General features: G+C 68.5%; 10 protein-coding genes. 4 read left to right on the top strand and 6 right to left on the bottom strand.

Translation table 11 applies throughout. The annotated features are described in order from the left end of the window. Positions 1 to 6: 6 nt before the first annotated feature. Positions 7 to 1497, bottom strand: coding sequence for an aldehyde dehydrogenase (locus LOZ83_RS28180; protein ID WP_236794724.1), 1491 nt, complete (start codon positions 1495 to 1497; stop codon positions 7 to 9). A 131-nt stretch (positions 1498 to 1628) separates the two neighbouring features. Between LOZ83_RS28180 and LOZ83_RS28175 the strand changes: the two genes are divergently transcribed. Further along, positions 1629 to 2372 (top strand): dienelactone hydrolase family protein, encoded by a 744-nt coding sequence (locus LOZ83_RS28175; RefSeq protein ID WP_236794723.1) that lies wholly within the window; start codon positions 1629 to 1631, stop codon positions 2370 to 2372. A 21-nt stretch (positions 2373 to 2393) separates the two neighbouring features. Here the strand turns inward: LOZ83_RS28175 and LOZ83_RS28170 are convergent, their stop codons facing one another. The 4 genes from LOZ83_RS28170 to LOZ83_RS28155 all read right to left on the bottom strand — a co-directional run bounded on the left by LOZ83_RS28170 (position 2394) and on the right by LOZ83_RS28155 (position 8125). Continuing rightward, on the bottom strand, positions 2394 to 3134 hold the full coding sequence (locus LOZ83_RS28170; protein ID WP_236794722.1) for an ABC transporter ATP-binding protein: 741 nt from the start codon (positions 3132 to 3134) through the stop codon (positions 2394 to 2396). After that, on the bottom strand, positions 3131 to 5917 hold the full coding sequence (locus tag LOZ83_RS28165; RefSeq protein WP_236794721.1) for a branched-chain amino acid ABC transporter permease/ATP-binding protein: 2787 nt from the start codon (positions 5915 to 5917) through the stop codon (positions 3131 to 3133). Before LOZ83_RS28165 ends, LOZ83_RS28170 begins: the two co-directional genes overlap by 4 nt. Positions 5918 to 5969: 52 nt before the next feature. Continuing rightward, the gene (locus tag LOZ83_RS28160; RefSeq protein WP_236794720.1) at positions 5970 to 7232 is read right to left on the bottom strand and encodes an ABC transporter substrate-binding protein; all 1263 of its coding nucleotides are present in this window, start codon (positions 7230 to 7232) and stop codon (positions 5970 to 5972) included. 287 nt (positions 7233 to 7519) lie between these two features. Beyond that, positions 7520 to 8125 carry a TetR/AcrR family transcriptional regulator gene (locus LOZ83_RS28155; protein ID WP_236794719.1) on the bottom strand — a complete coding sequence of 202 codons (606 nt, stop codon included), beginning with the start codon at positions 8123 to 8125 and terminating at the stop codon, positions 7520 to 7522. 73 nt (positions 8126 to 8198) lie between these two features. Between LOZ83_RS28155 and LOZ83_RS28150 the strand changes: the two genes are divergently transcribed. Beyond that, positions 8199 to 9248, top strand: coding sequence for a zinc-binding dehydrogenase (locus LOZ83_RS28150; protein ID WP_236794718.1), 1050 nt, complete (start codon positions 8199 to 8201; stop codon positions 9246 to 9248). A gap of 3 nt (positions 9249 to 9251) precedes the next feature. Here the strand turns inward: LOZ83_RS28150 and LOZ83_RS28145 are convergent, their stop codons facing one another. Then, positions 9252 to 10889, bottom strand: a complete 1638-nt coding sequence (locus tag LOZ83_RS28145) for an ABC-F family ATP-binding cassette domain-containing protein (protein ID WP_236794717.1) — start codon at positions 10887 to 10889, stop codon at positions 9252 to 9254. Between the two features lie 102 nt (positions 10890 to 10991). Here LOZ83_RS28145 and LOZ83_RS28140 point away from each other — a divergent pair, with 102 nt between their 5' ends. Next, on the top strand, positions 10992 to 11786 hold the full coding sequence (locus LOZ83_RS28140) for an NYN domain-containing protein (protein WP_236794716.1): 795 nt from the start codon (positions 10992 to 10994) through the stop codon (positions 11784 to 11786). Between the two features lie 95 nt (positions 11787 to 11881). Further along, a complete protein-coding gene (locus tag LOZ83_RS28135; RefSeq protein WP_236794715.1) occupies positions 11882 to 12883 on the top strand; it encodes a hypothetical protein in 1002 nt (333 codons plus the stop codon). The last annotated feature ends 428 nt before the right edge of the window (positions 12884 to 13311 follow it).

Genomic DNA, 13311 nt, shown 5'->3' with positions numbered 1-13311 from the left:
GTTCCGCTAGGCGAAATGCGACCCGGAAGGCGCGCCGTCGAGGATGACGAATTTGGTTTCCAGATACGGCAGCAAACCTTCCTTTCCGCCCTCACGCCCGATTCCGGACTGTTTGAACCCGCCGAACGCCACCCCGTAGTCCGAACGCCACGCGTTGTGGCCCACCGTGCCGGACCGCAGCCGGCGCGCCACGCGCTGCGCACGGTCCACATCTCCGGTGAACACCGACGCATTGAGGCCGTAGATCGAGTCGTTGGCCGCCGCGATCGCCTCGTCCTCGTCCGCGACGGGAACCACGCTGAGCACCGGTCCGAAGATCTCCGCCTGCGCGATCGTGGACCGGTTGCCGACGCCCGCGAACAGGGTCGGTTCGACGTACCACCCGTGGTCGAGGTGTTCCGGCCGGCCGCCACCGGTGACCAGGGTGGCGCCCTCGTCCAGGCCGATCGCGACGTAGCGCTCGACCGCGTCTCGCTGCCGGCCCAGTGCGAGCGGCCCCATCTGGGTCTCCGGCCGGAAGGGGTCTCCCACCTGGATCGCCGACAGGTTCGCGGCCAGGGCCGCCACGAGCTCGTCGTGGTGCCGGCGAGTCACCACCACGCGGGTCAGCGACGAGCACACCTGACCCGACAGAAAGCGGCCCTGTTCAGTGATCGCGCGAGCGGTGGCCTCGAGGTCGCAGTCGTCGAGGACGACCGCCGCGCTCTTGCCGCCCAGTTCGAGCGTGACGCGCGCGATGCGTTCCCCGCACAGCGCGGCGATGCGGCGGCCCACGGTGGTGGAACCGGTGAAGGTGACCTTGTCGACGCGCGGATCCCGGACGAGCGCTTCGGAAGCCTCCCGCTGCGCGGTCAGGACATTGAGCACGCCCGGTGGCAGGCCGATCGCCTCCGCGATCTCGGCGACGACGTACGCCTCCCCCGGCGCCTCGGGCGCGGGCTTGAGCACGACCGTGCACCCGGCCAGCAGCGCGGGCGCGACCTTGGCCGCGATGAGCGGGAGGGGCGCGTTCCACGGGATGATCGCCGCGACCACGCCGACCGGTTCGCGGACCAGGAGCCCGTAGTCGCCTCCGGCCGTCGGCGTGGCCGGTTCTTCGAACGCGAAGGTGCTGGCGAGATTCGCATAGAACTCGAAGCGGCGGGCCGCCGCCTCGCCGACATACGAGGCCAGCTCATGCAGGATTCCCGACTCGCGTGGCCAGATGTCGGCGAAGTCCGCGGAGCGTGCGCGCAGCCCGCCGGCCATGGCCCGCAGGTATTCGGCCCGCTGTTCGTGGGTCAATCGCGGCCACGGGCCTTCGTCGAACGCGCGCCGGGCCGCCGCGATCGCCCGGGCCATGTCCGCCGGCCGCGCCGCCGCCACGCGCAGATAGGGCAGCTCGGTGGTCGCGTCGATCACGTCGACGCCACTGTCGGACGAAGGTGTTTCCCAGCGCCCGTCGAGGTAGAACCGGTTGGCGTGACGAAGTGGAGCTGCGCTGTCGAGCAGCGTCATGGCGCCCTCCTGGGAGACGGTAGCGGGATAAATATATAGATTTTCTACCGCAGCCGCTACGTCCTTGTGCGGCCACCCCGGAAAATTCTATAGTTTCCGAGTTCACGGTAGGCGAGGTAAGGAGTGCCGCAATGACCCAGCGCACGGTGGAAATCGTCACCGACGACGGCGTCTGTGACGCGTCGCTGCACATCCCGCCGGGCTCCGGCCCGTGGCCGGCCGTACTCATGTACCCGGACGCCGCCGGACTGCGGGATGTGTTGCGGGACATGGGTTCCCGGTTGAGTGCGCTCGGCTACGCGGTGCTGGTGCCGAACGTCTACTACCGCCTCGGTCCCTTCGAACCCATCGACCTGTCGGCGATCGCCGACAACCCGTCCGAATGGGCGCGCGTCAGCAAGATGGCCGTCTCCCTCGATGTGGAGATGACGACGCGGGACGCCCGCGCCTTCGTGGCCTATCTGCGTGGCCTGCCCGAAACGACCGCGACGGTCGCGACGACCGGCTACTGCCTCGGCGGTCGCCTGGCGCTGACGATCGCCGGGCGCCTCGGCGACGAGATTTCCGCAGCGGCGTCCTTCCACGGCGGCAATCTCGGCGCCGATGGCGACCCGACCAGCCCGCATCTGGTGGCCGGCGGCATCACCGCGCCGGTGTACCTCGCGTGCGCGACCGACGACGCCTCGTTCCCCGACGACCAGCAAGCGCGGCTACGCGAGGCATTCGCCCAAGCGGGCGTGACGTACACGTGGGAGACCTACCCGGCCGGCCACGGGTTCGCCGTAACCGACAACCCGACCTTCGATCTCGCGGCGTCCGAACGCCATTGGGACACGCTCGCGTCATTCCTCGCCTCGGCTCTCCCCGCACGCTGATCGTGCGTCCGGGCCCGCGGGTCACACCAACCCGCGGGCCTCGGCCTCCTCAATCGCGCCGTGTTCACCGAGGTAACTGGCTTCCAGAAGTTCGGCGTCGTCTCGTAGTTGCGCCGCGCTGCCCTGCGCAACCACTTCACCGTGGGCGAGAACGTATCCCCGGTCGGCGATGCTGAGCCCCGCCATCACATGCTGCTCGATGAGCAGCACACCCATCCGGCGCTCGTCCGCGATCGCCCGCACCGTGCGCAGCAGTCGTTCCACGATGATCGGCGCCAGGCCGAGGCTCATTTCGTCGAGCAGCATCACTTTCGGGTCGGCCACGAAAGCACCCGCGAGTGCCAGCATCTGCTGCTCGCCACCGGAAAGCAGTCTCGCCTGCCGGTTCAGCAACGGGGTGAGCATTGGGAAATAACCCAAGACCTCGTCGATCTCCACGCCGGACTGCCGGTGCCGCCGCAGCCGCAGGTTCTGTGCGACGGTCAGCTTCGAGAAGAGGCCACGGTCCTCGGGAACGATGCTCACCCCGCGGCGGGCGATTTCGTGTGGGCGTGCCCGGGTGACTTCGTGACCGGTGACGCGCACCGCTCCCCCGAGCTTGGGCAACGCGCCGGCGATCGTCAGCAGAGACGTCGTCTTACCGGCGCCGTTCGCGCCCAGGAGGCACACGACCTCGCCCGCGGCGACACTCAGATCCAGCTCGCGCACGACCGGCATCCGGCCGTAGCCGCAGATCAGGTTCTTCGTCTCGATGAGGTTCACGCCCGTCCTCCCGGTTCCGCCGACGACACGCGATCGTCGTCGGGCTGGCTTTCCGCGCCCAGATAGGACGCGACGACAGCCGGGTCACGGCGCACCTGTTCCGGATTTCCCACCGCGATGAGACGACCGAACTCGATGACATAGACCCGATCGCACACGCCGAGCACGAGACGCATGTCGTGATCGATGAGCAGGCACCCGACACCGGTGGCGGCGATCCGTTCGAGATGGGCACCGAAGGCGACGCTTTCCGCCGTGTCGAGGCCCGCGGCCGGTTCGTCGAGGAGCAGCACTTCCGGCTGCAGCGCGAGCGCTCGCGCGACATCGAGCGACCGCTGCCGGCCGAGCGAGAGTTCACCCGGCTTGCGATCAGCGACATCGGTCAACGACATCAGGGCAAGCGCGTCCCGGACAGCCGCGGACGGTCTCGGGTTCGGCAGCACCGTGTCCTTGAACAGTTTCATGGTGTCGTGCCCGACGTCGTCGGAGACCCGGACGTTGTGCTCGACCGTCAGGTCTTCGAAGAGCTCGCCGGCCTGCCAGGTGCGCGCCAGCCCGGACCGGGCGCGCTGGTGTGGCGGCAGCTTGCCGATCGCGCGGCCACCGAGGACGACTTCCCCACGGCACGGCGCGAAACCCGTGATCGCGTCGATGAAGCTGGTCTTGCCCGCGCCGTTCGCGCCGATCAGCCCGACGATCTCCCCTCCCCGCACCTCGATACTGAGGTCGTCGACGGCCGTCACACCGCCGTAGGTGACGGTGATTCCCGCCGCGCGCAGCCGGACGTCACCCACTGTCCGCGCGACCGCGGCGGCGGCTTCCTCGACGGGCTCGGCCGCTGGCTCGACCGGCCGATCGCGGCGGAACCGGGCGAGCAGCCGGTCGACGTCGGCGCGGGTCTTACCGGCGATACCAATGGGATTGAACAACACCGACAGGATCAGCCCCAGGCCGACCAGCAGCGAATAGTAGTTCCCGATGTGGAGGTTGCCGACGAGGAACACGTAGACGATTCCGAGCGCGCCGCTCGCCCCCGCGAGCAAAGCGCCGCTCACGCTCGTGATGCCCGCCAGATAACCCGTGGCGAGCAGGCTCAGGCCCACGAAGACCCCGAACGAGTCGGCCGACAGCTGCCCGCGGCTGTAGCCCAGCAGCGCGCCGCCGAGCCCGGCGAGGAAAGACGAGAGCCCGAACGCGGCGAGCTTGATCCCGGAGACGTCGATCCCGATCGCGGCCGCCGCACGCTCGTTCGACCGTACGGCCAGCATTTTCCGCCCCGTTCCCGCCCGCATGAGATTGCTGACCAGAACGAACACGACCACCACGACCGCCAGCACCAGCAGGCCGAACTGCAGGCGGGCGACATTGCTGCCGGCCCGTACCGACAGGTCCCACCCGAAAAGCGTCGGTCCCGGAATGACGTCCGTCGTCGCCGAGACGAACGACGGATTCGCGAACACGAACTCCTGCAACGTCAAAGCGGCGGCGAGCGTGACCACAGCCAGCTGCGCGCCACGAATACGCAACGCCGGTAATCCGACCACGACACCGGCCGCGGCCGCGATCACCGCGGCCAGGATCATCGAAAACGGAAAAGGTATCGCTGCGCCGAACTTCGACACCATGATGCCCGCCACGCCAGCGAACGCCGCCTGGGCCAGCGAAATCTGGCCGACCATACCGGTGAGCACGACGAGCGACAGCGCGATCAGCGCGAGCCCGAGGCTGGTGATGATGCCGAACCGGTAGGTGCCGCCGCTGACGACCAGAACAACGACACCGGCCGCGACGAGTAGCGCGATGACCAGTGGGCGGTTGCGGGGCAGGATCACCGGCGGCAGCTTGGTCCGGATGTCGTCCCCGCGCGTCGGGACCTTCCGGCCGAGCACCGCGAGTGCGATGACGATGATGATGAACGGAACGACGTTGGTCAGCCCGTGCTGGGCCCAGCCCGGCCACCACGCCTTGGTGAGCGACATGAACTGCAGCTCGGACTGCACGACGCCGAGGACGAGCGCGCCGGCCAGACCGATCCACAGTGAACTCAGCCGCGCGATGAGGGCGCCGGCCAGAGCGGGCACGACCAGCAGCGAGATCGTCGCCGGGTCGAGCACCCCGGTCGCCGGCCCGGCCAGGACCATGATCAGGCTGCTGAAGGTGGTCGCGAGAACCCACGTGACCATGCCGAGGGTCCGCGGGGAGAGCCGGGCGAACGACGCCGCCCGCTCGTTGTCCGCAGCCGCCTGGATCGACAACCCGGTCCGGGAATGGCGGAACCAGAGGGCGAGCCCGGCGCCCAGCACCACGACGATCCCGATGAGCCACAACCGATCGGTGCTGACGCCGGCGCCGCCGATCTTGACCACCCCGGCCGGCAGCACGGTGCTGCGGGGCTGGGGGTCGGTGCTGTACTTCAGGCCGACTTCCGCCTGGACGGTCAGCATGATCCCGACCGCCGCGACGACCTTCGCCAACGGCGGGGCCGTCCGCAGCGGCCGGGAGATGCCGAGTTCGACGAGCGCGCCGAGAAGCGCCCCGACCGCCAGCGCCACGAGAATCCCGATCCACACCGGAGGCGCCCCGCCGATGTCGAACGAGGGCAGCCAGGGAATCGGCAAGGTCAACTGGCCCTGCTGCAGGTTCTCGTACACGTAGATCGGCACGGCCGCCATTGCCGCGGCGGCGAAGTTGATGACTCCCGTGCCCTGATACGTGAGGACGATGCCCAGTGTGAGGGCGGCGTACACCGCCCCGACGCTGAGGCCCAGGAGCAAGAACAGCATGTATTGACTCATGATCTCTGTTCCCGTCGCTCGGATGTGCTCGGCAGGTGCGTCAGGAACTCGGGCGCACTACCGAGCTGTCGATGGGCTGGTTCGCCAGCGGCGCGAGCATCCCCTTACCCGTGGGCGTCGAGAAGATCTGCCCGGTGAAGCAGGACGTCGTTCCCGGCCAGGCCGGCTTCGAGCAGTCGTAACCATTGGTGCTGAACATCGTGCTGCCCTTGGTCGTGCCGATGCCGTCGTGCACGGCCTTCGCGGTCAGCGGGTCGGCCTGGATCTGCCGCAGCTTGTCAGCGGCCTGCACGGCGTCGAAGAAGCCGAGTTGCGCCTGCTGGACGGCCTTCACCGCCGCGCCGTCCTTCTTCATGTAGGCGTTGAAGATGTCGATATCCGCCTGCGCCTTTGCCGGTACCCCGACCATCGTGGGTTGGTAGATCGAGCTCTCGAAGTTGACGTTCTTCGTGAGATTCCCTTTGAGTTGCGGGATGATGTCGCTGTTGGCGAAGGCGTCGATCTGACCGGCGAAACCGTTGGCACGCAGTGCGGTGACGGCGGCCAGGGCATCCGGCGTGTTGACCGAGAGCGAGATCGCATCCGGGCTGGTGGCGAGAACTGTCGCGGACAGTGTGGTCCAGTCGGCCTGTGCCGGCGAATAGAACACCTTCGACGTCATTCCCAGCTTCTGCGCGGCCGGGGCGATGATGGTGGTGTACGTGGCATGGTTGGCCGCATTGTCGACCATCACGACGGCGAGCGACTTCGCCCCGAGGTTGTGCTGGTTCACAACATCGGCGGCATAGCCCTCCTTGGTCGACGTGCCCGCGAAGTAAGCGTCGCCGATCGCCTGGTCCATGCCCGGCGTCAGCGGAGTGGCGCCGGTTTCGATCACGCTCGCCGACTTCAGGACGCTCAACATGGCGTCAGAACCGAAGTCGATACCCACCACCGACAGCACCACATTGCTCTGGACGAATTCGTTCGCACAGTTCAGGGACGATTCCGGCGTGCCGTCGGTCTTGCACTCGACACCCTTCATCGGGTGGCCATTGATGCCACCGAGCTGCGAATTCACGTAGTCGATACCGGCCTCGAAACCGATGCGGAGATCGGGCAGCGAAATCGACCCGCCCTCCAGATTGTGGAAGCCGACGAGAACCGGGGACTTCGCCGGATCGGCCTGCTGACCACCGCCGATGACGGTCCCCGAAGTGCCTGCTGACGCTGGATCCGGCGCGGGCGAGCTCGCGGCGCAGGCCGAACAGAGCGCGACGGCGACACCTGCCGCGAGTCCGGCGATTTCTTTCGAGCGCTTCACAATTCCACCTTTCTAGCCAAGGTTGGGGCGTTACGTTTTTGTGGCAAAATGGAAGCGCTTTGGACGCTCCGTTGCGCCTCGTAAAAATGGGCAGCGACAGCCGGCTTGCCACGCGTCTCAGGCGATTTTGTCCACTGCGACGCGCGCTATCGTGTGGCCGGCATCCTTCGGGATGGACCGTCCACATTGGTCGTTGCCGGCCGCAGGCGCGCGTGGTCTCCTTCGATGCTCAGCGCGAATGCCTCCGGGTCACATGGGCGATGGTCCGCCACCCAGCGGGCACAAGTCTATAGATTTTCGGGGGCGGTATCAAGACGCAATGTGGACGGCGCGACGTCGGCCTGAACCAGCTTCCGGGCCAGCTCGTAACTGCGCGAAAGAGTGCCGAACGGGAACGGCAGTGTCGCGAGAGCGCCCTCGTGCAGCACGAACAGCTGGGTGGCGAGGACGGCGGGATTCGCGCAGTGCGCGGCGGTGGCGAGTTCTTCGAACAGGTTCAGCAGCCAGCGCTTCTGGTTCGCCGCGATCTGGTGCGCGGGGTGCGCGGGATCCGGGAGTTCGGCCAGCGCGTTGATGAAGGCGCAGCCGCGACTGTTGGTCTCACTCCAGACCCGCAGCGCGTCGAAGGGCGCCGTGACGGCTTCGGCGGGATCGGCGCAAGCGTCCACAGTGGCCTGCACGAGTGACCGCCAGCGCTCGTCACGTTCCGCGAGATAGGTGGTGACGAGGTGATCCTTCGTGCCGAACTGGTTGTACAGGGTCCGCTTGGTCACACCCGAGTGCTCGGCGATCAGATCCACGCCGACCGCCGTGATCCCGCGGTTGTAGAACAGTTCTTCGGCGGCCGCGACGATCCGGCGGCCGGCCGGTGTCCTGTGTTGAGCTTCCCGCACTGCTGCGACCTTCACCGATCGGTGTACCGTGATGTATATTCACAGATCAGTATACCTAAGGTGGGGCTGGGCAATGGGCGTGACCGAGACCATGCGCGCGGTGCGGATCGCGAAGCACGGGGGTCCCGAGGTACTGGAACTGGTGGAGGTGGCCGTACCCACACCGCGGGCCGGAGAGGCGCTGGTCCGGGTCAGCGCGGTGGCGCTGAACAACACCGACCTGTGGACCCGCGAGGGGGCCTACGGCCGCCCGGGCGACCCGACGGCCTTGTCGGGCTGGCGGGGTCCGATCGACTTCCCGCGGATCCAGGGGGCCGACGTGGCCGGCCGGGTGGTGGCGGTCGGCGCGGGCGGGGACGAGAGCCTCATCGGCCGCCGCGTCATGGTCGACCCCGCGATCTACGACAATGCGGGGCCGGACGCGAATCCGGTGGGCCTGATGGGCAGCGAGCGCGACGGCGGATACGCCGAGTACGTGACCGCCCCCGTCGAACGCATCCACGATGTGACGGACTCACCGCTCACGGACGATCAGCTGGCGACGCTGCCGACCGCCTACGGCACGGCGCTGGGCATGATCGAGCGAGGCCGGGTGCGGAAGGGCGAGACCGTGCTGGTCTCGGGAGCCTCCGGCGGGGTCGGCCTGGCACTGATCCAGATCGCCCGTGCCCGCGGCGCCAAAGTGCTGGCCATCAGCGGCGGGCGCAAGATCGACGCGGTGCGCGAAGCCGGTGCCCATGCGGTCCTCGACCGCGCCCGGGACCTCACCGGCCAGATCCGCAAAGCCGCCCCGGAAGGGATCGACGTCGCGCTCGACGTGGTCGCCGGGGCCCTGGTGAGTGACGGGCTGCCGCTGTTGCGCGAAGGCGGCCGGTGGGTCGTCGCGGGTGCCCTGGGCGGGTATGACGTGTCCCTGGACATCCGCCGGCTCTACCTGCACAACGCGCAGGTGATCGGGTCCGCGATGCACACCCCCACACATTTCGGCCTGCTGGTGGACCTGGCCCGTCAGGCCGAGATCCAGCCCGTCATCGCGGCGACGTTCCCCTTGTCAGACGCTGCGCGGGCGCAGGAACAACTGGCGCGCCGGGAACATGTGGGAAAGCTCGTCCTCCACCCCTGACGCTCACAACTCGGTGACCTTGCCGTCGGTGACTTCCAGGCGACGGGTGACGTGCACGGCCTCGAGCATGCGCCGGTCGTGGGTCACCAGCAGCAGGGTTCCCGGGTATCTGTCCAAAGCGGACTCGAGCTGCTCGATGGCCGGCAGGTCCAGGTGGTTGGTCGGCTCGTCGAGGACCAGCAGATTGACCCCACGCGCCTGGAGCAGCGCGAGCGCCGCCCGGGTGCGCTCACCTGGGGAAAGCGTCGCCGCGGGGCGCAGCACGTGCGCCGCATTGAGGCCGAACTTCGCCAGCAGCGTCCGGACGTCGGCGTCGGCGAGCTCCGGGACCGCGTGCGCGAACGCCACGGCCAGCTGCTGGTCATCGAGGAACAGCCGCCGCGCCTGGTCGACCTCGCCGATCACCACACCGGGCCCCAGCGCGACCGACCCGGCGTCCAGCGGCACCCGGCCGAGCAGCGCCGCCAGCAGGGTGGACTTCCCGGCGCCGTTCGCCCCCGTGATCGCGACCCGGTCGGCCCAGTCGATCTGCAGGTCGACCGGCCCGAGGGTGAACGCGCCACGGCGCACCACGGCACCCCGCGCGGTGGCCACGACCGCGCCGGCCCGCGGCGCCGCGGCGATCTCCATCCGCAGCTCCCATTCCTTGCGCGGCTCATCCACGACCTCCAGGCGCTCGATCATCCGATCGGTCTGGCGGGCCTTCGCGGCCTGCTTCTCGGTCGCTTCGGCGCGGGTCTTGCGGCTGATCTTGTCGTTGTCGGAGGCCTTGCGCCGGGCGTTCCGGACGCCCTTCTCCATCCAGGACCGCTGCGTCCGTGCCCGTGTTTCCAGTGCCGTGCGAGTCGCCGCGTACTCCTCGTAGTCCTCACGGGCATGCCTGCGCGCTACCGCGCGCTCCTCCAGGTACGACTCGTATCCGCCGCCGTACAACCGGACCTGCCGCTGTGGCAGGTCGAGCTCCAGCACGCTGTCCACGGTCCGGGCGAGGAACTCGCGGTCGTGGCTGATCAGCACGGTCGCCGCGCGCAGGCCGGTGACGAACCGCTCCAGCCGCGCGAGCCCGTCCAGGTCGAGGTCGTTGGTCGGCTCGTCGAGCAGGAACACGTCGTACCGGCTCAGCAACAGCGACGCCAGCCCCGCCCGCGCCGCCTGCCCGCCGGACAGTGCCGTCATCGGCTGGTCCAGGTCGACCGACAGGCCCAGCTCGGCGGTGACCTCGCCGGCCCGGTCGTCGAAATCCGCGCCGCCCAGGGCAAGCCAGCGGTCGAGCGCCGCGGCGTAGCGATCGTCAGCGCCCTCCGCGCCCGACGCCAGCGCTTCGGTCTCCGCGTCGAGGTCCGCCTGGGCCGCCGCCACCCCGGTGCGGCGGGCCAGGAACGCGCGGACGGACTCCCCCGGCCGTCGCTCCGGTTCCTGCGGCAGGTACCCGACGGTCGCCGACGGCGGGGTCAGCCGGACCTTCCCGTCCTCGGGCTTGGCCAGGCCGGCGAGGATCCGCAGCAGCGTGGACTTCCCGGCGCCGTTGACGCCGACCACCCCCAGCACGTCGCCAGGAGCGACCACCAGGTCGAGCCCCGAGAAGAGGGTGCGGTCGCCATGCCCGGCCGTCAGGCCCTTCGCGGTCAGAGTCGCGCTCATCAGGCAACCCTAACGACGAGCCGGGAACCGCGTTGCCGCGCCGGTCCGCTCCCTTCTACGGTGGTGCCGGCATGATCGGCCAGGGACGACGGGGGAACCAAGATGGTCACGGCCAGTGAGAACGCCGCCAAGCTCGCGGTGCTCATCGACGCGGACAACGCGCAGCCCGGCAAGACCGAGGCGCTGCTGGCCGAGGTCGCCAAGTACGGCACCGCGCACGTCAAACGGGCCTACGGCGACTGGACCGGCACGAGCCTGAAGGGCTGGAAAGATCAGCTGCTCGCCCAGTCGATCCAGCCCATCCAGCAGTTCGCCTACACGACCGGCAAGAACGCCACCGACGCGGCGATGGTCATCGACGCCATGGACCTGCTGTACTCCGACCGCTTCGACGGGTTCTGCATCGTCTCCAGCGATTCCGACTTCACCCGGCTGGCCGCGCGGCTGCGGGAGTCGGGCCTGACCGTCTACGGCTTCGGCGAACGCAAGACGCCCAAGCCTTTCGTCGCGGCCTGCGACAAGTTCATCTACATCGAGAACCTCACCTATGCCGACAGCGACGTGACGCCGGCCGACACGGCACCCACCCCGAAAGCGGCCATCCCGGCCGCCCAGCTCAAGAAGGACAAGACGCTGACGGCCCTGTTGCGCAATGCCGTCGAAGCCGCCTCCGATGACGACGGCTGGGCGTCGCTGGCCTCCGTGGGCAGCATCGTCACCAAGCAGCGCCCGGACTTCGACTCACGCACCTACGGCTACGCGAAGCTCAGCGACCTCATCACCGCGACCACCCTGTTCGAGCTGAACCGCCGCAGTCCCGGTGAGAACAAGCCGGAGGTCATCTATGTGCGCGAGAAACGACGCCGAACATCGAAGGCCGCCCAGACAGGTTCGTGAATTGCCCATCACCGCCCGTCTTGTCCAGGTAACGACACCCGGCGGCGCACCGACTTGGAGGCACACACAACGCCGGCCGTAGGAGTTGGTAGCCGATGGACCTCGTCGACTTCTGGGCAGCCAGCCTGGCCCGGGAACCGCTCGACCGGACGGCGGTGTCGGCCATCCATGCCGCCGACCGTGCGCTCGCCGAACTGGCGCAGGCTTGGGACGAATTCGAGGAGTTCGCCGACGGAGATTTCCGGGCTGATGAGGTTCCCGTCGGCTGGGCGTTTCGCGACGAGCCGGGCATCGGCGGCATCTGGGGCGTCGGACTGACGACTGGTGAGAGCAGGGCCTCGCTGCGACCGGCCGTCTTCGTCGACCGGTCGTCGCTCGAAGTACCCGAATACGGTCTTCCGCTCCCCGAAAGTCCTTACGCACTGCGGCGAATCGGCGAACTGGGACTGCCGGAGCGGCTTACCCGCCCGGATTTCTGGGTCTACGGACGAGATCCCGTCGAGCCGCAGCACTGCCATTCCTCAGCCGTCGTCGATCTTCCCGGCCAGAAGGCGACCCTGGGCTGCCGGGTCACATTGGCGAACGGCCGACCGGGCGTGACCACGGCCGGGCACGGTGTTTCGATCCCGTCGACCATCGCCCGCGTGGCGAATCAGCGCATCGGCCGCGTGGCCGACACGATCTGCCCGCGGCAGGTCGGCCCAGGGCGCGCGGTCGCGGATATCGCTCTCGTCGAACTCGACCGGCGGCATGTCGAGGGCACCGGCATTCCGGTCGCCGGCTACACCACCGTGACCCCGCTGGTGGATATCGTGGTGCAATTGTCGACGGGGTTCCAATTCTCCTGGCCACGATCGGCACTCACAACGCTGTGGGAAAATCGCCGGGCCGGCGGCTGGGGAAATGTCGTCGAAACGGACCATCCGGTAACTCAGCACGGTGATTCCGGCGCGCCGGTTTATCTCGGCGATCCGTTCCCGCCGGGCCCGCCGTATGCTCACCTCACCGCGCACGTCGTGGCCGGCGACGCGGTTCGCACAATCATCCAGGATGTGGATTACCAGTTGCGCTGGTTCAATGCCCAACTGCGGCCCTGAGGGCGGGAGTGACGCCGAATGATCATCGCACTGTGGATCGTTGCCATGGCGGCGGTACTGGGTGCCGTGATCATGATCGCCGTGGGCCTGACCCAGGACGTGTACTACGGCAAGCCGGTCCGCGAAGCGGCCAAAAAGGCCATCGAGGCCGGGCAGCAGGCGATTCAGGCGAACGCGGACCTCATGGCCGAAGCAAAGCAGGGCGAAAACACCCCCGAGGCCGCGCAGACATTGACCGCCCAATCGGCCGCGCTCGACACGCTCGGCAGCTCGTTCGAGGGCTTGGCGAAATTCGCGACCGCCTTGAAGGATCTCGACGCCGCCACCCGCGCCTATCTGCTCGCGGTGATCTTCCTGTTGGTCGCCGCCGCCACCGCCAGCGTCGGGCAGATCACGAGCTCAGCGGCAGGCGAGCCGGCCGGAAACCA

It is taken from the genome of Amycolatopsis sp. GM8 (assembly GCF_021653975.1).
Taxonomy (GTDB): Bacteria; Actinomycetota; Actinomycetes; order Mycobacteriales; family Pseudonocardiaceae; genus Amycolatopsis_E.
This window is presented reverse-complemented; position numbering and strand designations above follow the sequence as displayed.

What these genes read in the sequence shown, in the direction of transcription:
- LOZ83_RS28180 (WP_236794724.1), bottom strand. Translation starts at nt 1,497, where the DNA reads ATGACGCTGCTCGACAGCGCAGCTCCACTTCGTCACGCCAACCGGTTC.
- LOZ83_RS28175 (WP_236794723.1), top strand. Translation starts at nt 1,629, where the DNA reads ATGACCCAGCGCACGGTGGAAATCGTCACCGACGACGGCGTCTGTGAC.
- LOZ83_RS28165 (WP_236794721.1), bottom strand. Translation starts at nt 5,917, where the DNA reads ATGCTGTTCTTGCTCCTGGGCCTCAGCGTCGGGGCGGTGTACGCCGCC.
- LOZ83_RS28150 (WP_236794718.1), top strand. Translation starts at nt 8,199, where the DNA reads ATGGGCGTGACCGAGACCATGCGCGCGGTGCGGATCGCGAAGCACGGG.
- LOZ83_RS28145 (WP_236794717.1), bottom strand. Translation starts at nt 10,889, where the DNA reads ATGAGCGCGACTCTGACCGCGAAGGGCCTGACGGCCGGGCATGGCGAC.
- LOZ83_RS28140 (WP_236794716.1), top strand. Translation starts at nt 10,992, where the DNA reads ATGGTCACGGCCAGTGAGAACGCCGCCAAGCTCGCGGTGCTCATCGAC.
- LOZ83_RS28135 (WP_236794715.1), top strand. Translation starts at nt 11,882, where the DNA reads ATGGACCTCGTCGACTTCTGGGCAGCCAGCCTGGCCCGGGAACCGCTC.